The sequence below is a fragment of the Nocardia sp. NPDC050793 genome, assembly GCF_040654065.1.
In the GTDB taxonomy this organism is placed as follows: Bacteria; Actinomycetota; Actinomycetes; order Mycobacteriales; family Mycobacteriaceae; genus Nocardia.
In genome coordinates, this window is record NZ_JBFAHG010000003.1 from 463,785 (window position 1) to 485,429 (window position 21,645).

General features: G+C 69.2%; 23 protein-coding genes. 12 read left to right on the forward strand and 11 right to left on the reverse strand.

Features of this window, described 5'->3' with window-relative positions; translation table 11 throughout:
* Nucleotides 1-14 precede the first annotated feature (14 nt).
* From AB0H50_RS12685 to AB0H50_RS12695, 3 genes are read right to left on the reverse strand one after another with little or no spacing between them, the layout of a single operon-like run.
* Entirely contained in the window at nucleotides 15-746 is a 732-nt protein-coding gene (locus AB0H50_RS12685; protein WP_357450565.1) for a glucose 1-dehydrogenase, read from the reverse strand.
* Between the two features lie 11 nt (nucleotides 747-757).
* Complete coding sequence (gene kstD / locus AB0H50_RS12690; RefSeq protein WP_357450568.1) at nucleotides 758-2,440, reverse strand: 3-oxosteroid 1-dehydrogenase; 1,683 nt, start codon at nucleotides 2,438-2,440, stop codon at nucleotides 758-760.
* Between the two features lie 17 nt (nucleotides 2,441-2,457).
* Nucleotides 2,458-3,207, reverse strand: a complete 750-nt coding sequence (locus AB0H50_RS12695; protein WP_357450571.1) for a glucose 1-dehydrogenase — start codon at nucleotides 3,205-3,207, stop codon at nucleotides 2,458-2,460.
* A gap of 151 nt (nucleotides 3,208-3,358) precedes the next feature.
* On the opposite strand from AB0H50_RS12695, the gene AB0H50_RS12700 reads away from it, so the two are divergent.
* The 6 genes from AB0H50_RS12700 to AB0H50_RS12725 all read left to right on the forward strand — a co-directional run bounded on the left by AB0H50_RS12700 (nucleotide 3,359) and on the right by AB0H50_RS12725 (nucleotide 9,692).
* A complete protein-coding gene (locus AB0H50_RS12700; protein WP_357450574.1) occupies nucleotides 3,359-4,492 on the forward strand; it encodes an LLM class flavin-dependent oxidoreductase in 1,134 nt (377 codons plus the stop codon).
* 5 nt (nucleotides 4,493-4,497) lie between these two features.
* Nucleotides 4,498-5,274, forward strand: coding sequence for a glucose 1-dehydrogenase (locus AB0H50_RS12705; protein ID WP_357450577.1), 777 nt, complete (start codon nucleotides 4,498-4,500; stop codon nucleotides 5,272-5,274).
* Nucleotides 5,275-5,284: 10 nt separating this feature from the next.
* Nucleotides 5,285-6,235: an alpha/beta hydrolase gene (locus tag AB0H50_RS12710; RefSeq protein WP_357450580.1), complete on the forward strand. Its 951-nt coding sequence runs from the start codon at nucleotides 5,285-5,287 to the stop codon at nucleotides 6,233-6,235.
* Entirely contained in the window at nucleotides 6,232-6,594 is a 363-nt protein-coding gene (locus tag AB0H50_RS12715) for a hypothetical protein (RefSeq protein ID WP_357450583.1), read from the forward strand. Before AB0H50_RS12710 ends, AB0H50_RS12715 begins: the two co-directional genes overlap by 4 nt.
* Nucleotides 6,595-6,663: 69 nt before the next feature.
* Entirely contained in the window at nucleotides 6,664-8,700 is a 2,037-nt protein-coding gene (locus AB0H50_RS12720) for a TRAP transporter fused permease subunit (RefSeq protein WP_357450586.1), read from the forward strand.
* Nucleotides 8,697-9,692, forward strand: coding sequence for a TAXI family TRAP transporter solute-binding subunit (locus AB0H50_RS12725; RefSeq protein ID WP_357450588.1), 996 nt, complete (start codon nucleotides 8,697-8,699; stop codon nucleotides 9,690-9,692). Before AB0H50_RS12720 ends, AB0H50_RS12725 begins: the two co-directional genes overlap by 4 nt.
* Before the next feature lie 148 nt (nucleotides 9,693-9,840).
* Here AB0H50_RS12725 and AB0H50_RS12730 read toward each other — a convergent pair whose 3' ends face one another.
* A complete protein-coding gene (locus tag AB0H50_RS12730) occupies nucleotides 9,841-10,734 on the reverse strand; it encodes a helix-turn-helix domain-containing protein (RefSeq protein WP_357450591.1) in 894 nt (297 codons plus the stop codon).
* A 93-nt stretch (nucleotides 10,735-10,827) separates the two neighbouring features.
* On the opposite strand from AB0H50_RS12730, the gene AB0H50_RS12735 reads away from it, so the two are divergent.
* The 4 genes from AB0H50_RS12735 (at nucleotide 10,828) to AB0H50_RS12750 (ending at nucleotide 14,753) form a co-directional block, all read left to right on the forward strand.
* Nucleotides 10,828-11,619: an SDR family oxidoreductase gene (locus AB0H50_RS12735; protein ID WP_357450593.1), complete on the forward strand. Its 792-nt coding sequence runs from the start codon at nucleotides 10,828-10,830 to the stop codon at nucleotides 11,617-11,619.
* Nucleotide 11,620: 1 nt separating this feature from the next.
* A complete protein-coding gene (locus AB0H50_RS12740; protein ID WP_357450596.1) occupies nucleotides 11,621-12,688 on the forward strand; it encodes a diacylglycerol kinase in 1,068 nt (355 codons plus the stop codon).
* A gap of 911 nt (nucleotides 12,689-13,599) precedes the next feature.
* Complete coding sequence (locus AB0H50_RS12745) at nucleotides 13,600-14,304, forward strand: type II CAAX endopeptidase family protein (RefSeq protein WP_357450599.1); 705 nt, start codon at nucleotides 13,600-13,602, stop codon at nucleotides 14,302-14,304.
* Between the two features lie 74 nt (nucleotides 14,305-14,378).
* The gene (locus tag AB0H50_RS12750) at nucleotides 14,379-14,753 is read left to right on the forward strand and encodes a VOC family protein (RefSeq protein WP_357451538.1); all 375 of its coding nucleotides are present in this window, start codon (nucleotides 14,379-14,381) and stop codon (nucleotides 14,751-14,753) included.
* 111 nt (nucleotides 14,754-14,864) lie between these two features.
* On the opposite strand, the gene AB0H50_RS12755 is transcribed toward AB0H50_RS12750, so the two are convergent.
* The 4 genes from AB0H50_RS12755 to AB0H50_RS12770 form a co-directional block, all read right to left on the reverse strand.
* The gene (locus AB0H50_RS12755; protein WP_357450602.1) at nucleotides 14,865-15,911 is read right to left on the reverse strand and encodes an aminotransferase class V-fold PLP-dependent enzyme; all 1,047 of its coding nucleotides are present in this window, start codon (nucleotides 15,909-15,911) and stop codon (nucleotides 14,865-14,867) included.
* A gap of 252 nt (nucleotides 15,912-16,163) precedes the next feature.
* Entirely contained in the window at nucleotides 16,164-16,532 is a 369-nt protein-coding gene (locus AB0H50_RS12760; protein ID WP_357451541.1) for an ATP-binding protein, read from the reverse strand.
* 61 nt (nucleotides 16,533-16,593) lie between these two features.
* Nucleotides 16,594-17,685, reverse strand: coding sequence for a YncE family protein (locus AB0H50_RS12765; RefSeq protein ID WP_357450605.1), 1,092 nt, complete (start codon nucleotides 17,683-17,685; stop codon nucleotides 16,594-16,596).
* A 137-nt stretch (nucleotides 17,686-17,822) separates the two neighbouring features.
* The gene (locus tag AB0H50_RS12770; RefSeq protein ID WP_357450607.1) at nucleotides 17,823-18,299 is read right to left on the reverse strand and encodes a nuclear transport factor 2 family protein; all 477 of its coding nucleotides are present in this window, start codon (nucleotides 18,297-18,299) and stop codon (nucleotides 17,823-17,825) included.
* A gap of 154 nt (nucleotides 18,300-18,453) precedes the next feature.
* Here AB0H50_RS12770 and AB0H50_RS12775 point away from each other — a divergent pair, with 154 nt between their 5' ends.
* Both AB0H50_RS12775 and AB0H50_RS12780 read left to right on the forward strand, forming a co-directional pair.
* Nucleotides 18,454-18,711 (forward strand): three-helix bundle dimerization domain-containing protein, encoded by a 258-nt coding sequence (locus AB0H50_RS12775; RefSeq protein WP_357450610.1) that lies wholly within the window; start codon nucleotides 18,454-18,456, stop codon nucleotides 18,709-18,711.
* A gap of 165 nt (nucleotides 18,712-18,876) precedes the next feature.
* Nucleotides 18,877-19,509 carry a glyoxalase gene (locus AB0H50_RS12780; protein ID WP_357450613.1) on the forward strand — a complete coding sequence of 211 codons (633 nt, stop codon included), beginning with the start codon at nucleotides 18,877-18,879 and terminating at the stop codon, nucleotides 19,507-19,509.
* Nucleotides 19,510-19,522: 13 nt separating this feature from the next.
* On the opposite strand, the gene AB0H50_RS12785 is transcribed toward AB0H50_RS12780, so the two are convergent.
* The 3 genes from AB0H50_RS12785 to AB0H50_RS12795 all read right to left on the reverse strand — a co-directional run bounded on the left by AB0H50_RS12785 (nucleotide 19,523) and on the right by AB0H50_RS12795 (nucleotide 21,625).
* Complete coding sequence (locus AB0H50_RS12785; RefSeq protein ID WP_357450616.1) at nucleotides 19,523-19,987, reverse strand: SRPBCC family protein; 465 nt, start codon at nucleotides 19,985-19,987, stop codon at nucleotides 19,523-19,525.
* 88 nt (nucleotides 19,988-20,075) lie between these two features.
* Nucleotides 20,076-21,104 (reverse strand): alpha/beta hydrolase, encoded by a 1,029-nt coding sequence (locus AB0H50_RS12790; protein WP_357450619.1) that lies wholly within the window; start codon nucleotides 21,102-21,104, stop codon nucleotides 20,076-20,078.
* A gap of 35 nt (nucleotides 21,105-21,139) precedes the next feature.
* The gene (locus tag AB0H50_RS12795) at nucleotides 21,140-21,625 is read right to left on the reverse strand and encodes a DinB family protein (RefSeq protein WP_357450622.1); all 486 of its coding nucleotides are present in this window, start codon (nucleotides 21,623-21,625) and stop codon (nucleotides 21,140-21,142) included.
* Between the last annotated feature and the right edge of the window lie 20 nt (nucleotides 21,626-21,645).

Below are 21,645 nucleotides of genomic sequence, written 5' to 3' on the forward strand. Positions count from 1 at the left end.
CAGTTGTCCTCGTGTCATTTGGTCGTGAAGCCGCCGTCGGCGACGAATTCCGCGCCGGTGCAGTAGGCCGACTCGTCGGAGATCAGGAACAGCACCACGTTGGCCAGCTCCTCGGGGGTGGCGGCGCGGGGCAGCGGCTGGTCGTGCACCATCGAGTTGGAACGGTCCGACGCGGCGGTCATCTCGGTGGCGACGACGCCGGGATGCACCGAGTTGACCCGGATTCCGTCCACGCCGAACTCCTGGGCGGCGGCCTTGCTCATGCCGCGCACCGCCCATTTGGACGCGACGTAGCCGAGGATGTTGGAGAACGCGATGATGCCGCCGATCGAGGAGATGTTCACGATCGAGCCGCCGCCCGCCCGGCGCATCGACGGCACAACGGCTTTCATGCCGAGGAACACGCCCACCTGGTTGACGTCGATCACCTTGCGGTAGTCCGCTTCGGCGAGCTTCTCGATCGGATCGACGTGCACGATGCCCGCGTTGTTGACCAGCCCGGCGACCGGTCCGAATGCCCGTTCGGCCTCGGAAACCACCGACTGCCACGCGCTTTCGTCGGTCACGTCGTGCGGAAGGAAGAGCGCCCGCTCGCCGATTTCGGCGGCGACCGCCTTGCCCTCCTCGGCGAGCACGTCGGTGATCACCACCGACGCGCCATGATCCGCGAGCTTGCGCGCGAACGCCGCGCCCATGCCCCGCGCTCCACCGGTCACGATGACCGTCTTATCGCTGACCCTGTCCATGTCCTGTCCTTTCACGCTCGATCGAGATCGGCGAGATGGTTGGCGGCGATGTAGCCGAACACCATGGCCGGGCCGATGGTCGCGCCCGCCCCCGCGTAACTGTTGCCCATGACAGCGGCCGAATTGTTGCCCGCCGCATACAGTCCCGCGATCGGTGCACCGTCCGCGCGCAGCACCCGGGAGTGCTCGTCCGTGACCAGACCGCCCTTGGTGCCGAGATCGCCCGGCACCATCTCCACCGCGTAGAAGGGCGGCTTCTCGATCGGCGCGAGGCAGGGGTTCGGCTTTACCGTCGGATCGCCGTAGTAGCGGTCGTAGGCGGATTCGCCGCGATGGAAGTCCTCGTCGCGTCCGGCGAGCGCGAAGCCGTTGAAACGCTGGACGGTCGAGGTGAGCGCGTCGACGGGGATGCCGATCTTGTCCGCGAGTTCTTCGAGGGTGTCGGCCTTCTTGATGATGCCCGCGTCGAAGTACTTCTGCGGGATGGCCTGCTTCGGGAAGGTGCCGAGGAACAGGTACCGGTCGCGGAAGCGCTGGTCCATGATGAAATGCGCTGGCACGTGGCCGATTCCGGATTCGTGCCGCTCGTACATGGTGTGCACCACGTCGACGTAGCTGGCCGATTCGTTGGTGAACCGCTGTCCCGCGTCGTTGACCATGATGGCGCCTGGCTGCGAGCGTTCGGCCAGGCAGAAGAACGGCGGTCCGTCGGGGTTGCGCACCGACGGGCCCCACCACGCGTCGTCCATGAGATCGAGTGCGGCGCCGACGTTCTCGCCCGCACGAATGCCCTCGCCGACGTTCTCGGTGGCGCCGACGGTCCACTCCGTGCTCACCGGCTCGGCGAAGAACTCCTTGCGCATCTCCAGGTTGTGCTCGAAGCCGCCGGCGGCGAGCACAACGCCGCGCCGGGCCCGCAGCACGATCGGCACGCCGTCGCGCTCGGCGCGGACGCCGACCACGGCGCCGTCCTCGGTGATCAGTTCGGTGAGCGGCGTGTTCAGCCACACCGGCACGCCCGCGTCGCGCAGCGCCAGCCACAGCCGGGCGACGAGCGCCTTGCCCAGGCTCAGCGGCAGGCGGCCGCGCAGCTTGTTCATGACCGCCTTGGCGCCGACCTTCATAGCCGTGCGCTTGCCCTTCCAGGTGCGCGCGATCATATTGAGATCGTGGAAGTCGCTGACGGTGAAGGCGATTCCCTTCGGACCCGACATCGTCGGCTGGTTGATCAGCGCCAGGTCGTCGCCGAGTAGGCGACCGTCGACGATGGCGGGCTCGATGCTGCGTCCCTGGGCAAGGCCGCCGGGCAGTTCCGGGTGGTAATCGGAGTAGCCGCGGTCGTAGACGAATTCCAGGTGCGGGGTGCGGCTGGTCAAGTACGACATCATGCGCGGGCCGTTGTCCAGGAACGCGTCCTGCTTGGCCTGCGGAACCCGATCGCCCACCACGGATTTCAGGTAGACGCGGGCCAGATCGGGGCTGTCCGGCACGCCTTCGCGCACCAGCACGGGATTGTTCGGGATCCACACACCGCCGCCGGAGCGGGCGGTGGAACCGCCGAAGGTGCGGCTCTTCTCGATCAGCACCACCGACAGGTCGCGGTAGGCGGCGGTCAACGCGGCGGTCATGCCCGCCGCGCCGGAACCGACGACCACCACGTCGTAGACGGCCTCCGTGGACTTCTGCTGAGACATCGGTCTGCCTTTCTGGTTCAGTAGCCCGCGCCGGTGAGCATGCCGCCGTCGACGACGACCTCGGTGCCGGTGCAGTAGCCCGCGGCGTCGGAGGCCAGGAAGACCACCGCCTCGGTGACCTCCTCCGGCTTGCCCCAGCGCGGGATCGGCAGCCCGGCGAAGAACTTGTCGCCGTCCACGCCGGAGGACGCGTTGGCGGTCATCGGCGTGGCGATGCCGCCGGGATGTACGGAATTCACCCGGATGCCCGCCTTGCCCAGCTCGCGCGAGGCCGACTTGGTGATGCCGCGCAGTGCGAATTTGCTTGCGCTGTAGGCGGAAAGCCCCGCCGCGCCGATGAATCCCTCGACCGAGGAGATGTTGACGATGGAGCCGCCGCCTGCCTCGGTGAGCGCGGGCGCCGCGGTCTTGATGCCCAGCCAGGTACCGGTCACGTTGACGTTCATGATGGTGCTGAAATCGGCCAGGCTCATCTCCGCGATGCTCTGGAAGCGCAGGATGCCCGCGTTGTTCACCAGCACGTCGAGCTTGCCGAACGTCTCGACGGCGGTGGTCACCGCCGCGGTCCAGTCGGCTTCGCCGGTCACGTCGTGGTGCACGTAGTGGGCGGCCGCGCCGAGCGCGGCCGCGAGCTGCGCGCCCTGCTCGTCGAGCACATCGCCGAACACCACCCGCGCGCCTTCGGCGACGAAGCGGCGCACGTGTTCGGCCCCCATACCGCGCGCGCCACCGGTGATCAGCGCGACCTTGCCTTCGAGTCGACCCACTGCGGTCCTTCCTTTCTGCTGCCTCGCTTCGAAGCTAGGACCCGGGCATCGGCGCGGGCGTCCGCAGTCTCATCCAGCGAGACATGCACCTGACCTCAACGGCAGCATCGGAAATATTCCTACTAGGCATATTGAGAAGTGGAGGCAATGCATGAAGTTCTCGATGATCTTCGAGGCGCAGATGACCGACCCGTCGGCCGAGCACGAACGGCAGGTGCTGCGCGACTGTGTGGAGCAGGCCGTGCTGGCCGAGGAGATGGGCTTCGACACCGTCTGGGCCGTGGAGCATCACGGGTTGAAGTGGTACGCGCACATGAGCGCCCCGGAGATCTTCCTGACCTGGGTGGCCGCGCGCACCGAGCGTATCCGGATCGGTCACGGCGTGGTCTGCATGCCGTTCAACTTCAACCACCCGGTGCGCGCCGCCGAACGCGCCGCCATGCTCGACGTGCTCTCCAACGGCCGGGTGAACCTGGGCGCGGGCCGCGGCGCGACCCCGCAGGAGACGTCCATGTGCGGCGTCGACCCCGACCGCACCTACCAGGAGGTCGAGGAGTCGCTGCGCATCATCGGCAAGGCCTGGCAGGACCCCGAGGGCGAATTCGAGTGGCACGGTGAGCTGCTCGACATCGACCCGCACCCGATGCTCCCGCGCCCGGTCCAGCTGCCGCACCCGCCGCTGTTCATGGCGTGCACCAAGAAGGACACCCTGAAGCTGGCCGCCGACTACGGCATCGGCGCGCTGGTCCTCGGTTTCGCGGGCGTGGAAGAGATCGCCGAGCTGCGTCGCACCTACGACCAGGCCATCGCCGAGCGCACCGGCGAGAAGTTCGTCTCCACCGTGGTCAACGATCATTTCGCCGCGCTGTGCCCGACGATCGTGCTCGAGGACCGCGAGAAGGCGCAGCAGATCGGCGCGCGCGGCCAGCGGTTCTTCGCGCAGTCGATCAAGCACTGGTACGGCGCGGGCCCGGTGCCGGACGAGGCCGTCGACCCCAACGCCGACGAGATGGCCGCCATCAAGCAGGCCGCCGACGACCACGTGGCCTACCTGCACGAGGCCAAGATCCCGGTGAAGACCGGCGCGACCTCGGTGTTCAACGCCGCGCACGCCTACGGCTCGCCGGAGGACGCCATCGCCTACGTCGAACGGCTGAAGGAGGCGGGCGCCGACGAGATCCTGTGCCTGATCCAGATGGGCACCGTGCCGCAGGAAGCCTGCCTGGAGACCATCCGGCACTGGGGCGAGACGGTGATTCCGCACTTCCGGAAGAACGAGGAGTGAGTGTGATGACCACTCTCGACGGGAAAGTCGCGATCATTACGGGCGCCGCCCGGGGGCAGGGCGAGGCCGAGGCGCGGCTGTTCGTCGAACTCGGTGCGCGCGTGGTGATCACCGACGTGCTGGCCGACGAAGGCAAGGCAGTCGCCGAATCCCTCGGCGAGGCAGCGCGTTTCGTGGCACATGACGTGAGCAGCGAAGCCGAGTGGGCGGCCGCGGTGCGAACCGCCGAAACCGAATTCGGCCGCCTCGACGTGCTGGTGAACAACGCCGCGATCTACACCACCAAGGCGCTCACCGACACCAGTGCCGAAGAGCTGGAACGGATTCTGCGGGTCAACCTGGTCGGCTCCTTCCTCGGCATCAAGGCCGTTGCGGGTCCGCTGGCGGCCGCGGGCGGCGGTTCCATCGTGAACATCTCCTCGCAGGCCGGTCTCCAGGGTCTGATGGGGCACGCCGCCTACGGCGCGTCGAAGTGGGGGCTGCGCGGACTGACGAAGACCGCGGCGCTCGAGCTCGGTCCCGCGGGCATCCGGGTGAACTCGGTGCATCCCGGCCCGATTCACACGCCGATGATCGGTCACCTCGGATTGAGCACCGGCCCTGGCAGTTTCCCTGCCTTGCCGCTCGGTCGGGTTGGGCTGCCCCGCGAGGTCGCGGATCTGGTCGCCTTCCTCGCCTCGGACGCCTCGGCGTTCGTCACCGGCGCGGAACTCGCGATCGACGGCGGACTCTCCGCCGGGCAGTTCATTCCACCCGGCGCGCAGCTGCCGGGCGTGGAGTGAGGAGCGGATCGTGCCGTTGAAACCCGAAGCCCGCGTCATCGTGGAGCTGGCCTCGGCCTCCTTCCCGAAGCTCGGCACCGAGGTGCTCGACGCCGCCGAGGCCCGTCGCCTGCTGGCGGCGCGGCCCGCGGCGGCCGTCGAGCCGATCCCGGTCGGCCGGGTCGAGGAGCGGACGGTGCCGGGGCCGGACGGAGCGGCGGAGGTGCCGGTGCGGATCTACTGGCCCGCCGATGCAGGGCCCGGCCTCCCCGTGGTGGTGTTCTGTCACGGCGGCGGATTCACCATTTGCAGCCTGGACAGCCACGACCAGTTCTGCCGGACGATGACCAACGGCATCGGCGCGATCGTGGTCTCGGTCGACTACCGCCAAGCTCCCGAGCACCGCTTCCCCGCGGCCGCCGAGGACGCCTACGCGGTGGTGCGCTGGGTCGCCGGCCACGCGTCGGAGTTCGGCGGCGATCCCGCCCGGATCTCCGTGGCGGGCGACAGTTCCGGCGGCAACCTCGCCGCCGTGACGGCGCTGATGGCCAGGGACCGCGGCGGGCCCGCGCTGGCGCATCAGCTGCTGATCTACCCGATGCTGGATCCGTCCTGCGACACCGCCTCGTACCGCGACAACGCCGAGGGGTACTTCACCACGGCCGCGCACCTGCGGTGGTACTGGGAGCAGTACCTGGGCCCCGATGGCGACGGCGACCACCCCTACGCCGCGCCGCCGCGCGCGGCCGACCTGTCCGGACTGCCGCCCGCCCACGTCCTCACCGCCGAATTCGATCCGCTGCGCGACGAGGGGGAGGCCTACGCCGCCCGGTTGCGCGCGGCGGGCGTCCCCACCGAAACGGTCCGCTACGACGGGGAGTTCCACGGTTTCGTGAGCATGGCCGATCATCTGCCCGACGCCGGAAAGGCGGCCGCCGCAGCATTTTCGGCCGTCCGCCGCGCCTTCGGGAGCGACGAATGAGCATCGAACGGATCGGGACGATCCTGCCCACCGACGATCTGCCCGCGACCGTCGCGCTGCTGAGCGCGCTGTTCGGCGTCGCACCCACCTTCGTGGAGGGCGATCGGTGGGCGCAGTTCGACGTCGGTCCGGCCCGCGTCATGGTGGCCGGAAAGGATCGCGAAGGGGACGCGGCAGCGCTCTCGGTCAAGGTCGCCGACCTCGATGCCGCCGTCGCCGCCTTGCGCGGGGCGGGCGTCGCGCTCGCGGATCCGGTCACCGGTCCGCACGAACGGCGCGCCGCGCTCGAAGCGACGCCGGGCACGCCGTGGTCGGTCGTGCTCTACGAACCTTATGATTGCGCAAAGATTTCGGGCTGAGCACGCCGCGAGCGCAACTCCGTCGCGAAACCGGGCGAATCGGGCGCGCCGCGTTGGTATCTTCGCACGATGTCCGACACGCGGGACCATCGGCTCGACGAGGAGCTGCCTGATCAAGGGCAGCGGCCTGCGATCGACACGCTCGAGGTGGACGATGCCGAGCGACCTGCTCGCGAACTGAGCGGGTGGCCCGAGCGGGTGGTGGCGGTCGCGGCCTTCGCGATCGCGATCCTCGCGGTGTGGCAGGTATTTCGGCCGCTGTCGCAGGGCAGTCAGTACTACCTGGTGGTGTTCCTCGCAGGCACGCTGCCGCTGGTCTTCCTGGCGTATCGCTCGGGACTTCGGCTGCTCGACCGGGCCTCGGGGCCGGGTGTGCTGGACTGGGCGCTGGCGGGGCTGGCGCTGGTGGTCTGCCTCTACCCGGTGCTGCCGTTCGAAATCGGTTCGGGCGGCGGCGGATACAACGAGTTCCTGGATCGGCAGGGTCTGCTCGACCCGATGGACGTCGCCATGGGCACGGTGCTGCTCGTGCTGGTGCTCGAAGCGTGTCGCCGGACCACCGGGTGGGTGCTGCCCGTGGTGTGCCTGGCGTTCCTCGCCTACGGCTACTACGGCGGGCTGTTGCCGCAGCAGTGGACCATCGCGCACGCCGGTCTGGACTTCGGCCAGATCGTGGACGCGCTCTACAACTCGGGCAGCGGCTTCTACGGCACCCCGCTCGACGTCGCGGCCACCTACATCGTGCTGTTCACCCTGTACGGCGCGGTGCTCGAATTCTCCGGCGCCGCACAGTTCTTCGTCGATCTGTCGGTGGCGGCGTTCCGTCGCTCGCGCGGCGCGGCCGGGCGCACGGCGGTGGCCTCCGGCTTCCTGCTCGGCACGGTGTCCGGCTCCGGCACCGCGACTGCGGTCAGCGTCGGCGCGGTGACCTGGCCGATCCTGAAGCGCGCGGGATATCCGCCGGAGCAGGCGGGCGGCATGCTGGCCGCGGCCGGTGTCGGCGCGATCCTGTCGCCGCCCACACTCGGCGCGGCGGCCTTCATCGTCGCCGAGTATCTCGAGGTCTCCTACGTGACCGTGCTCGGCTGGGCGCTGATCCCGACCGTGCTCTACTACCTCGGCATCCTGCTCGCCGTGGAGATCGACGCCCGGCGGCTCGGCACGCGTCCGGTGGAGATCGGCGGCGCGTCGGCATGGAAGCTGCTGGCCCGCTTCGGCTATCACTTCCTGTCGCTGATCGTCATCGTGGTGCTGCTGCTCCTCGACGTCAGCGCGACGCGGGCCGTCGTCTACGCCACCGCGCTGGCCTTCGCCCTGTCGTTCCTCGACGCGCGCACCCGCAGCCTCGCGCGTTCTCCGCGCGCGATCTTCCACGCGCTCGGCGGCGGCGTCCGTTCCGCGCTCCCCGTGGTCGCGGTGTGCACCGCGGCGGGCGTGATCACCGCGATGACCACCAAGACCGGACTCGGCGCCCAATTGGCCGCGCTGCTGGTGCGATTCGCTTCGGCGCTGTCGGACAACCAGACCGTGGTGCTCGCGTGCACGGTGGTCTTCGCCGCGGTCGCCCTCGCGCTGCTCGGTCTCGCGGTGCCGGTCACCGCCTCGTTCATCATCGGCTGGGCGATCATCGGGCCCGCGCTGCTCGCGCTGGAGGTGCCCGCTCCCGCGGCGGCCATGTTCGTCTTCTACTACTCGGTGCTCTCCGAGGTCACCCCGCCGACCGCACTGGCCGCGGTCGGCGCGTCGGCCGTCACCGGCGGCCGCACGGTGCCGACCATGTGGCAGGCGCTGAAGTACGCGTTGCCCGCGTTCCTGGTGCCGATCGTGTTCGTACTCACCCCATCCGGCGAACATCTGCTCGGCACCGGGCCCGCGCTCGACGTGCTGTGGACGAGCGTCGTGGCCTGTGCCGGCGTCGCCGCCCTGGCCTGCGCCAGCGGCGGCTGGGTGCTGGGGATCGGCCGTGCGCCGACGCCCGCGCGCGTACTCGCAGCGGCGGGCGGACTGGCGCTGCTGTACCTGGAACCCGCCGCGCTGATCGCCGGGCTCGCCGCGCTCGCGGCCGCCGCCGGGTACACGATGCTCGTTCGAAGGAGGACGAAGTGAGAAGAGTCGCAACGATTGTCGCCGTCGCCACCGTGACGGCCGGACTGCTGGCGGGCTGCGGTGGTCGCCAGGACGCGCCGCGCACCGACGCGGGCGGCGCGGTGAACTGCGAGGTGAAGCAGGATTCGCGCGTCGGCATCGCGACGGGCAACGCCACCGGCGTCTACTTCGCGCTCGGCAACGCCTACGCGGAGCAGGTCGCGCAGGCAACCGGGGGCACGGTGAAAGCGACCGCGGCGGAGACCGGCGCGTCGGTGCAGAACATCCAGCAGCTGGTGGCGGGCACCTACCAAGTGGCCTTCTCGCTCGCCGACACCGCCGCCGACGCCGTGCTCGGCACCGGCGGATTCGACGGCAAAAAGCAACCGGTGCAGGCGCTTTCGCGGCTCTACCCGAACTACACCCAGGTGATCGTGCGGACCGGCGCGAATATCTCCTCGGTCGCGGACCTGCGCGGCAAACGCGTCTCCACCGGATCGCCGAAGTCCGGCACCGAGGTCATCGCCCAGCGGGTGCTGACCGCTGCGGGTCTCGACCCCGAACGCGACATCTCCGCGCAGCGGCTCGATCTCACCAAGACCGTCGACGGCATGAAGGACGGCTCCATCGACGCCATGTTCTTCTCCGGCGGCCTGCCCACCCCAGGCATCACCGACCTGTTCACCTCGGCGCGCGACAAGGTCCGCTTCCTCGACATCGCCGACCTCGCCCCGCGCCTGCGCGAGGTGAACCCGGTGTACGAGCCGGGCACGATCCCGGCCGCGGCCTACGGGCTGCCCGCCGACGCGGCGACCATCGTCGTCCCGAACGTGCTGCTGGTTCGCGACGACCTCGACGCAGACCTGGCCTGCGTGCTCACCAAGACGCTGTTCGATCGCAAACCGCAACTGGAACAGGCGAATTCGGCCGCCAAGGGGATCACGCGGGACACCGCCCGGGAGACCGCGCCGGTGCCGCTGCATCGCGGCGCTGAACACGCTCTCACCAACTGAGCGATCGGTGGCCGGCCGTCGGCGCTGTCCTTGCGTCGACGGTTGGCCCGTTGGTCGGCGCGCTTGGGAGCGACAGTCTTGGTTCGCCTGCTACGCAGCATGTTGCGCCCGCTGCCGCTGCCGCTGATTGCTCGCCGCGCTCGATCGTTCACTGCGCCGCGATGGCCGCTGTCAGCGCTCGCGCGGCGGTCTGCGTCGCGGCGATGTACTCGTCGCGTTCCGGTTTGGTCGTGCTCGTCCGTAGCGGCCCCAGCTGCACCTCGAAGCAGGCCGATCCGTTCGCGTCGAACACCGGGGCGGCGAGGTAGCTCAGCGGTAGGTCGGCGTCGGAGTCCAGCTCGCTCCTGGTGAACGGGCGCGCGGTGAGCGCGGCCAGCTGGCGAAGCGCCCGCGCGCGCAGATTCGGTTGCAGCAGTTCGCTTCCGACGGCGGTGAGCAGATCGGCGAGCAGGTCGACCAAGCTCGCGTCGTCGGCGCGCGGCCGGAACAGCGCGACACCGCGCTCGCGCACCAGCGTCAGCAAGGCGCTCGCCGTGCGCCGGTCCGGTTCGGCCGTGGTGGCCAGCCAGGTGTTCTGCTCGGCCGCCGAACGCCACGGCATGACCGCCGCGCCCGCCGGGAACTGGAGCGGAATGCGGTGGCCGACAGGGATTCCCGGCACCGTGCGATCCGGTCCGTGGCGGACGTCGAGCACGGTGAGGTGATCGGGTTCGATGCGGCTCAGCGTCGCACCGCACCGTGTCTTCGTGGTCAGCTCGGTGAGAATCTCGCCGATCCCGCGCGGCAGCCTGGTCGTGGTCAGCGCGACGAGCGCGGGGCCGATGCGATAGCCGCGGTCGGTGACGCGCACCGCCCAGTCCGCGGCGTCGAGTTCGGCGAGCACCGCGGTCGCCGTGGCCCTGGCGATGCCGAGGCGTTCGGCGATGGTCGCGACGGGCAGCGGGTCCGTCGCGCTCGCCAGCAGCGACACGATCTCGACCACGCGGCGAGTCGGTGGCGAGGGCGATCGGCGCGCGCCGTCGACGGGCTCGGTGTGCTGCATCGGTCTTCCCCTTGTGCCGGTCCGGTCGTCGAACTTACGATGACGAATATAGGACAATGTGTGTCGAATATTCGACACCTGATCGGAGCGCGCATGATTCTCGATCGGTTTCGCATCGACGGGCAGGTCGCCGTCGTCACCGGCGCCGGACGCGGGCTGGGCAGGGCCATCGCCCTCGCGTTCGCCGAGGCCGGCGCCGACGTGCTCGTCGCGGCCAGGACCGAGAGCCAGCTGGACGAGGTCGCCGAACAGATCGCGGCCGTGGGCAGGCGAGCCCACGTGGTGCCCGCCGACCTGAGCGATGCCGACACGGCCGCGAGCCTGGCCGCCACGGCGGTGGACCGGTTCGGCAGGCTCGACATCGTCGTCAACAATGTCGGCGGCGCGCTGCCGTGCCCGCTGCTGGACACCACGCCCGAGGCGATGGCCGAGGCGTTCGCGTTCAACGTCGGCAACGCGCACGCCTTGGTGCGCGCCGCGGTGCCGCACATCCTGGAAACCGCAGGCGGCGGTTCGATTATCAACATCACTTCCACCATGGGCCGGTTGCCCGGACGCGCCTTCGCCGCCTATGGCACCGCGAAAGCCGCACTCGCGCACTACACCCGGCTGGCCGCGCTGGACCTGAACCCCCGCATCCGGGTCAACGCCATCGCGCCGGGCTCGATCCTGACCTCCGCGCTGGAGATAGTCGCGGCGAACGACGAAATGCGCACCCAGCTGGAGACCAAGACGCCGCTGCACCGCATCGGCGAACCGGAGGACATCGCCGCCGCCGCGCTCTATTTGGTGTCCCCGGCGGGCAAGTACCTCACCGGCAAGGTGCTCGAACCCGACGGCGGACTCATCACCCCCAACCTCGACCTCCCGATCCCGGACCTGTGACATGACCTATCGCGTAGTGCAATGGGGCACCGGCAATGTCGGTCGCCACGCCTTGGCGGGCGTCATCGCCAACCCCGACCTGGAACTCACCGGCGTGTGGGTCTCCGGCCCGAAAGCCGGGACCGACGCGGGCATCCTCGCCGGTCTGGACCGGCCCGTCGGCGTCGCCGCCACCAACGACGTCGACGCCGTTCTGGCCGACCGGCCAGACTGCGTCGTCTACTGCTCGATGACCGACAACCGGCTGCCCGAGGCGATCGAGGACCTGCGGATGCTGCTCGCGGCGGGCGTCAACGTGGTCGCGTGCGCGCCGGTGTTCTTCCAGTACCCGTACGGCGTGCTGCCGGACGAGCTGCTGAAGCCGGTGCAAGAGGCTGCGGCGCAAGGCAATTCGTCGCTCTGGGTGAACGGCATCGATCCCGGTTTCGCCAACGACCTGCTGCCGCTTGCGCTCGCGGGCACCTGTCTGCGCATCGATCAGCTGCGCTGCATGGAGATCGTCGACTACGCCAGCTACGACAACCGGGCGGTCATGGTCGACATCATGGGCTTCGGCAAACCGCTGGACGAGACGCCGATGCTGTTGCAACCCGGGGTGCTCTCGCTGGCGTGGGGCAGCGTGGTGCGCCAGCTTGCCGCGGGCATCGGAGTGACGTTGGACGCGGTCACCGAGACCTACGAACGCGTTCCCGCGCCGGAATCGTTCGACATCGCCACCGGACACATCGCCGAAGGCACCGCCGCCGCACTACGTTTCGAAGTGCGCGGCATGGTCGGCGAGCGGGCCGTCACGGTGCTGGAACACGTCACCCGCCTGCGCCCCGACCTTTGTCCGGACTGGCCGCAGCCAGCCCACCCCGAAGGTTCCTACCGTGTGGAGCTCACCGGCGACCCCAGCTACGCGATGGATTTGGTGACCTCCAGCCCGCGCGGCGACCACAACTACGCGACGCTCTTGGCGACCGCCATGCGCATCGTTAACGCGGTGCCCGCGGTGGTTTCGGGCCCGCCCGGGGTGTTGACCGCGCTCGACTTGCCGTTGATCACCACGCCTGCAACTAGGTCCTGATTGCAACGGATCCGACGACGCCACGACACCGATCCCGACTGTAGCCGCACCGTCGTTCAGTCCCAGAGAGCAGCGCAGGGCAGCGGCGGCAGATCGTCACGGACGTCGTCATCCACCGTGACAACCAGGTCCGGAAGGCTGTGCCAGTGCGGCTGCCACGCACTGCACCTGATCGGCGCTGGCCTGGTAGTCCAAGGTCAGGGCGACGAATTCGATGTCGATGTGCCGGATACGCCGGGAGGGGCGAGGTGCCGCAAAGCTGATCACCGTGGCCTACTGGCGGAAGGCACGACGCGGCCAGCGGCGATCAGAGTGTGGAGTGCGGCTGAGCCGGGGTTCGAAGTCCAGGGGTGCCGACCGGTACCGTTTCGTTGCTCGATGTGTGAGCCGCCGCAGGGAGGGAAGGGCGATGTCGAAAGAGCTTGGTGGGAAGCAGTTCCGGCCGCCGGAGGTCTATCGTCCGGGCGGCTGGGAGCGGTTCGACCGGGGACACCGCTACCGCTACGGATCGGTAGCATCACGATCGCCCGATTGCACTGCGGTTCAGACGATTTCGACACCGAACGAATCACGTGCCGAGCGTGTGTGCGAGCTGTTGGGCGACGGCGCTGATGTCCTCGGTGTTCGGGTGTAGGAGTTGCCCACGGCAGCGATCAGCCCCTCGTCCGGTGCGTCCGAGTTCAGCGGACTGTTGAAGTCGCATGTCACTTTGGCCCTAGCTGCGGTCGTAGCGGTAGGCGATCGGGCGGCCGGTGCAGTTGATCTAGGACTCCAGGGTGATGCGCTGGCCGATATCGATCGACAAGGTGAGTCGGGTGAGCACCACCGATATCGGCAACATTCAGCCCGGCCCCGTCCGCACAATGCAGTCGCCGACCACCGCGAGGGCCTGGGGCGCACTCGGCGTCTACGTGCTGTCCACGCTGGCTGCCTCGGTTGTTCTACTTGCGGTGCAACCTCATTCAGGCATCGACCCTGCGGCGCTGTCACTGGTCCAGTTCGGCCCGACGCTGGGCGTGCTGGCAACCTGGCTGACGTTCAGGAAGACCGTCGCCGGACTGCTGCCCGCAGCAGAATCGTCCCGGCGAGTAGGCGCGAGTGTCGTTGCGGTGGTTACGGCTTGCGTGTTGTTCTGGGTTTTGATCACGATGGCGGCTGTCGTGTCGGGCACCGCGCTTGTCGGCCCCGCGGCGGTCGGGAGTCTACCTTTCGCAGTGTTTCTGCTGCTCCAACTCCTCGGCGCGGGCGGGGAGGAGATCGGTTGGCGAGGCTTGATGCAGCCGATGCTCGAATCTCGAATGACCAGGTTCGCGGCAATTTCGACGACCGGGGTGACCTGGGCACTGTGGCATGTCCAGGCATTCGAGGCGGACCTGGTGACCGCAGCCTGCTTCTTCGTCTCGACGATGGCGTTCGCCATAGTGCTCGGATACCTGAGCAATGGGAGTTTCCGCCAGCGTGTGCTGATCGCGTCGATCGGGCATTGGCTGATCAACATCGCAACGTATCTGCTAGCCGGTGACAACACTTTGGATCGGCCACAGATCGTGTTCATCGCCATTGCCGCGGTGCTCATCGCCGCAGGCTCCATGACGATACATGCTCGGCAACAGTAAGCGGCACCGCCCCGTACTCGCTGGCGGACCGCGCTCAGCTTCGGGCCGTGAGCCATTGAAGCCGACTGTGCCACATTGTCATCGATGTAGCCGATCTCGACCGAGCGGTCGTGTTCTGGGGCCACGCGCTCGACGCAACCGAGGAGGCCATTGACCCCGGCAGCCGTCGCATCTACCGGCGTCTGCGTCTGCCCGATTCCGAAGTTCGGATCTTGCTGCAAGCGACCGCCGACGACAAGGTGTCGAAGGAACGGGTACACATCGACATCGAGACCGACGAGGTGGAAGCCGAGGTGCTTCGCCTCGAGGCACTCGGCGCAACCAGGTGGGACCACCAGCAGGAGCGCGGCTACGACTTTTGGGTACTGCGAGATCCCTGGGGCAACGAGTTCTGCGTACTGCAAACAGAATTCCCTGACCTGCTGTCACGGCGCCCGGTCTGGGGTTAGCGCCACAGACCTTTCACACGCTTCGCAGAGGTTGTAGAGGCTGCGAAGCGTGTGAAGGCTCTGCGAAGACCGCCTTCGCGGCGGTCGTGCGGTGCGGGGTGCAGGGAGCGATTACGGCTCCAGGGCGTTCAGGGCGCGGTACACGTCGGTCTCGTCGTTGTAGAGGTGGAACGCGAAACGCAGCGCGCCCGCCCTGGCCGAGGCGATGACGTCCGCAGCCTCCAGCTGTGGCGCGAGATCGGCCGCGCCGGGGACCGCGACGATCGCCGACCGCCCGGGCACGGGCTCGCGGCCGAGCTCGATGAGTCCCCGACAGAAGCGGTCGGCCAGATCGAGGTTGTGCGCGTTGATCTTTTCGACGGTCAGCTCCTCGATGAGGCTCAGACTGGCCGAGGCGGCGACGACGCCCAGCCAATCGGGCGTCGCGTCGAAGCGGCGGGTGGTAGCGGCCAGCTCGCGCGGATCGTAGATCTCGGCCCACCGGTCCTCGGCCGCGTACCAGCTCGGTCCGATCGGGCGCAGTCCGGCGATGGCTTCGGGCGCGGCGGCGAAGAACGCCACGCTGCGCGCGCCGATCAGCCATTTGAACGTCGCGCAGACCCAGTAGTCGGCGTCGGCGAAGTTCAGCGGTAGCCAACCAGCGGCCTGGGTGGCGTCGATGAGTAGCCGGGCCCCGTGCGCCGCGGTGGCGGCGCGGAGTTCCGTCAGGTCGGTGACCCGGCCGTCGGCGGACTGCACGACGCTCACCGCCACCAGCGCGGTCTCCGGCCGCACCTGCGCGGCCAGCTCGTCCAGCGGAACCATCCGCACCGCCAGATCGCCGCGGTGCACGAAAGGCATGGACACCGAGGAGAATTCGCCTACCGCGAGCAGCACCTCCGCGCCGGGAGCGAGCGCGGCGGCCACCGGACCGATGAGTCCCGCGACCCCGCTGCCCAGTGCGATGTGGTCGGGCTGCGCTCCCACCAGCAACCGGGCGAACCTCGCGCGAAGCTCGGGAACCAGCGCGTCGTCGGCCGTCGGCGCGCCCCGTCCCGCGGCCCAGCGGGCGTTGACCTCGGCCAGCGCGGTCAGCGCCCGCTGTGTGGGCAGTCCGTGCGAGGCGGTGTTGAGATAGGCGGTCTCGGAACGGAATTCATCGGGCGCTAACGAGGACATGCCTTGCAGCATGCGACCTCGATGCCCATCCGTACAGCGCCAGCGGCCCGAAAGTGGACCCAAATGTGGGACTCACCCGCGTCGCCGACCAGCGCCCGCCGCGCCTCGGCCCACGGGCGATCGCCCAGTTCGGTGACGCACGATTCGCCATGAAGGCGCTGGACAGGGGGTGGGCGCGGCCAGCACGTCGAGGCTGGCGAGCAGCGTCTCGCGGTCGCCGTGGCCCTCCAGATATCCAGCCCACCAGCAGTTCTAGCCGAGGACGATCGTGTCGCCGGTGAACAGGTACCGGTTGCCGGAGGTGGTGGCCAGGTAGCTGGCGCTGCCGATCAGGTGGGACAGCGCATTGCCCGCGGCATCGTAGACCGCCGCCCACTGCCCGCGCGTCGCGACGCGGCGCAGCCCGCGCAAGATGTGAACCCAAGGCCAGAACCCCGGCGTGCCGTCGCCATGCCGTCGCGGTGAGTACCAGCGCCGCGTCCGTCCGACCTCGCCGACGCGCGCGGTCTTGCCGATCCCGGCCGCACCGGACACCAGCACCGAGCCGCCGTGGCTGGACACTCTGCGGCGCAGCGTTTCCCGCAGCAGCGCCGCCGGATGGTCCCGGCCGATCGGCGGGATTCGTCGCCTCCTCGATGGTCTCCGACGAGACTACCCACAGGGACCATCGGGCAGGGCGGACTCAGTTCGTGAAGGCGCCCGCGCCGGGTGCCGCGCCGATGGCGACCGGCGATCCGCTCGGCCGCAGCGTCGCCGCGTCGAGGGAGATCACCGAACTCGGTCGGCTGCTCGCCACCACCAGGGGCTGGAGCAGCGAGGTCGCGTCGAAGCCCGCGACCGGCGCGATGACCGGACCGGCCTGCGGGCCGAGGCTGCCCACGTAGAGCTTGGCGCCGTCGGCGGTGAAGCCGATCGAGACGGGTGCGTCCACCGGAACCGCGCTCGTCACACGGTCGGCCGCCACGTCGACCACCTGGACGGCGTTCGCGCCCGGCGTGGCCACCAAGAGCCGATCGCCGTCGGGGCTGAACGCGCCCGAAACCGGGGCGCTGCCCGGCGGCAGCGCGATGGCGCCGAGCCGCCGCCAGGACGCTGTGTCGATCACCGAAACGTTGTCGCCGAGCGCGTTCATCGCGTAGAGCTTGTGGCCGTCGGGGGAGACCGCGGCGAACGCGGGCACCGAGCCGTCGATCTGGATGCGTTCGCCGAGCTGGAATCCCGACTCGGGGTCGAACACGGCGGCGGTCGAGTCGGCGAACACGGCGTAGAGGCGTCCGCCGTCGGGCGAGATGGCGGCGGCGAGCGCCAGCGACGGTAGCGGCATCGAACGCACCAGCGTGTTCGACGTGGTGCTGAGCACGTCGATGGAGGGGCGGGCGGTGATCACGTAGACCAGGTCCCTGACGGGATCGGTGATCGGCCGCGCCATGCCGTCGGTCCCCGTGATCGGGATGCGGGCGGTAACGCTGTCGGTGGCGCTGTCGATTACGGCTATGTCGTCAACGCCGACGAACGGCGGGTTGAACGCCTGGACATAGAGATGGCGTCCGTCCCGCGAGGCGGTCACTGCGGACGCCTGCGGTCCGACTCCTTCGACCCGGCCCACGATCCGGTCGGCCGCCGTGTCGACCACGACCACCGCGCCCTCGCCCGCCACCGGGATGTAGGCCAGCGGCCCGGTGTCGGCGGCCCCTGCGGTCGGCGCGAGCAGCGACAGAGCGACCGCGGCGAGCGCCAACGCGCGCGACGATCGCCGCCGGAACCGGTTTGCCATCGTAGGACCTTTCTGACGGGTATCCGAACGGACTATTCCGCGTAATCGCCGCCGCCGCAAGCGGTTGCCACGCAACCGGGCCGAATTGTGGCGGTGACGGGTCGCTTCCACGCCGGTTCTTCGCGCGGCGGAACCGTTCAGACCTTGTCGGCCCACATGTTGCTGAGCAGCCGGTGACTCGGTGTGTCGGCGAGCGATTGGCTGGATTCGTAGATCCGCCGATAGCCCGTCTCGGTGATGCGCCACCGACCGTCGGCGTCGCGCCGGTATCGGTCGTCGTAGTACCCGGCGCCGCGGATCAGCACGCCGTACTCGGTGGCGATGACGGTGTCCTCGAAGGCCCACGATCCGGTCGCGGTGTCGCCGTCGACGGTGATCTCCGGATGGTTGGCTATGTGCACCGTGAGGATGCCGGGGCCCAGATTCTGGCGCATGAAGTCGGTGATGGCGGCGCGGCCGTCGAGCGCGAGCGGTTCGCCCAACGCGTGTGTGCCATAGCGCCCGACCGCGTCGATCGCGAGCGTGTCGGCGAACTCCGCCCAGAGCTTGAGATCGAGGGTCCGGAAGTAGCGGTACTTCAGCTGGCGCACGGCTTCGATGGCGGCGAGATCCATTCGCTCAGCCTGGCACGGGGCGGCCCGCTCGACAAGAACGTGTTCTCATTTCGTCGCGCGGGTGCATCGTCGCGGGCGAATGGGTACTCGACAAGCGGGTGCGGAGCGCCCCTCCGCGCCGCTGCCGTGCACAGACCCGTCACGAGGAGGAACCGTGACCGAGACGCCCGTACCCGCCGACCGCCCCGCCGAGCCGTCCGTCGACCAGCAGCACGCCCTGCGGACCGCCGCCGCCCGGCTGGCCGAGGAATTCGACGGCGTCGCCCCTGAGACCGCCATCGATCAGTTCCTGCACGCCGCCTACGACCACATGGCAGGCCACGCCACCTTCGACAACTTCCTCCCCCTGCTCGCCGAGCGCTACACCCGCGAGTGGCTGCACGCCTTGGCCGAAGCCGAAACCTCGGCGTAGGCCGTCGATTTCGTAGCCGAGCAGCACGAGAAGCCCCATTGGCGGCAACGCTGCTCTGCCGCAGTCGTGTGCCCTGGCCGGCCACGAAATCTATGCGGAGACACGGGCCGAACCGATCAGGAATCGAGAAGCACCGGTCACCCGGCCGCGATTAGCGTTGTCGCCATGAACATCGCCCCCGATCAGACCGCCATCGACTCCGTCATCCTCGAGGTGCCCGACCCCACGGCCGCCGCGGCTTTCTACGACGCCGCGTTCGGTCTCGGCGACAAGGTGCGCCTCCGCGCCTCGGAGGCGCCGACGACCGGCTTCCGTGGCTTCATCCTGTCGCTCGTCGTGTCTCAGCCGAGCACTGTCGACAGCCTCGTCGGCACCGCTCTCGACGCCGGCGCGACGACGCTGAAGCCTGCCAAGAAGAGCTTCTGGGGATATGGCGGCGTCATCCAGGCTCCGGACGGGACGATCTGGAAGATCGCGACGTCGGCGAAGAAGGACACCCGCCCGCCCACCCGGGAGATCGACGACTTCGTGGTGCTCCTCGGGGTCGACAACGTCAAGGCGACCAAGCAGTTCTACGTCGACCACGGCCTGGCCGTGGGGAAGAGCTTCGGCAGCAAGTACGTCGAGTTCGACACCCCGCCGTCTACGGTCAAGCTGGCGCTCTACGGGCGCCGTGCCGCCGCCAAGGATGCCGGCGTCTCCCCGGAGGGCACCGGGTCGCACCGGATCGCCATCGCCGGCGGTTTCGGGGCATTCGCCGACCCGGACGGGTTCGAGTGGGAGGGCACCCCGGCTTGAGCGGTGCCGGCACTCAGGGTGTGGGGTCGAGAGCCTCGGACGCGTCGGCGGCGTAGCCGGCGAGGTCCTCGGCCATTCGCTGCATCACACGGGGAAGGATGAAGGGCATGAGCCAGCCGATGCCGGGTCGCATCCGCCAGGTGCCGTGCCAGGTGATCGTTGTGCCGCCCGTCGCGGTCGGCTTCAGCTCGACCACGGCGCGGTAGTCCTTCAGTGCGAAGTTGAAGGCGTCCTCGTACGAAAGACGTCGATGCCGAACCAGCTCTGTCAGGCGCTCGCCTGTCACGACTCGGCCGGTGCGGAACGCGCGGACCGCTCCCACTCCGTCCCGGCCGTGCGGATCGAGTCCGCTCGAGCGTTCCTCGATCAGTTCATCCAGCCCGGAGGACCACCGAGGCCAGCTTCGGCCATCGATGAGCAGGCTCCACACTCTGGTGACAGGGGCCGTGCTCGTGGAGCTGACTCGATAGTGGGGCATTTCTCGTCCTTTCGACGTTCGGTTCGATCCACCTGAAACACGCCGGCGGGGGTGCTGTGCGGCACCCCACGCCAGACTGGGGGCGGGGTTATCCGTCGAGGAAACGCAGCAGCTCCGCGGTGACGAATTGGGGGTTCTCCTCGACGAGCCAGTGTCCCGCGTTCGGCACATCCACGGCGCGAACGATGTTGGTGATGCGCGGCTCCGCGGTGGCTCGGACCGGGTCGAGCTGTCCCTGGGCGGTCATGAGCAAGGTCGGAACACGTACCGGTGCTGCTGCCGTGGCATCGCGGACGTCCTGGTCGAGGGCGCGGTAGAGCTCGAAGCCGCCCGACAAGGCCTCGGGTCGGCGGTAGGTCCGCGCGTACTCGTCGATCTCGGTGTCGGTGAACGGGGATCGGTCCGAGCTGCCGCCGAACGCCGTGCCGCCGAACGAGACCTGCGGGTAGAACAGCGCCAGGTACTCGCGGACGTCGTCGCCCACCACCGCCTCGGGAACCCGGCGCTGGGAGTGAAAGGCGATGTGCCAGCTCAGTGTTCGGTAGGTGGACCCAGCGATTCCGGGCCCGGGGAGCGGCAGGTCGAGGTAGCCGAGGCGTGCGGTGTCGGCGGGGAACTGGGCGGCGTACTGGAACGCCACCGCGGCGCCGAAATCGTGCCCGACGACGCGGGCGTCACGCACCCCGAGCCGATCGGCGATCAGGGTGTGCACGTACCGCGCCAGCGTGGCCTTGTCGTATCCGGTCGGTGAGCCGATGTTGTCGCCGAGTCCGGGAAGGTCGACGGCGTAGACGGTGTGGTGCTCGGCGAGCGCGGGCATGATCGGCCACCAGCCGAACCAGGTCTGCGGCCAACCGTGGATCAGCACAACCGGCGGCCCGCTTCCGCCGGTCACGTAGTGCATCCGGACGCCGTCGACATCGGCGAACTCGTGCCGGAAGGCGCTGGTGAACTGCGGATCGTCCCGCGTGACGGCAGCGTAGGCGGGAACGTCGTCGGCGGCTGGTGTGCCGCAAGCCCCGGTGCCGATCGCGAGCAGGAGGGCGAGTGCGGCGGTCGCCACTGCGCGGGCGGATCGGCCGGAGTGGTGCGACGACGGTCGCGGTGCGGTGATCATGAATTGGTGTCCTCGATTCGAGACTGCGAGTGGAGTCAGCGCCCGGTCGCGCCGTCGATCAATTCGCGGAGGATGTCCGCGTGACCGGCGTGGCGGCCGGTTTCCTCGATCATGTGGGTGAGAGCCCAGCGGACACTGGGAGCAGGTCGGCCGGGCCGGGGGACCGGTGCGCCGGGGTCGGTGCACCCGTCGAGAACTTCGTTCGCGCGCTCGACCGTCTGTCGGTAGCGGCCGACGACGTCGGCCACGCTGTCGGTCGGCGCGACCCGGAACGTCGCCTGCCAGTCGGTGACCTTGTCCCCGAGGAACATCGAGCGCTCGACGAAAGTGAGGTGCTCGAGCAGGCCGAGCAGGTTCGTGCCCGACGGCACCGCGGCCGTTCGGACCTGCGGTTCGGGGACGCCGTCGACCTTCGCGGCGATCGAGGTCCGCAAGTAGTCGAGGAAACCGCGCAGGGTTTCGATCTCGCTGCTTCCGGTCCGGGGCGGCGGGGTGTCGGTGCGGCGGGCGACGGTGGGCATGGTGGCCTCCTTTGCGGAGC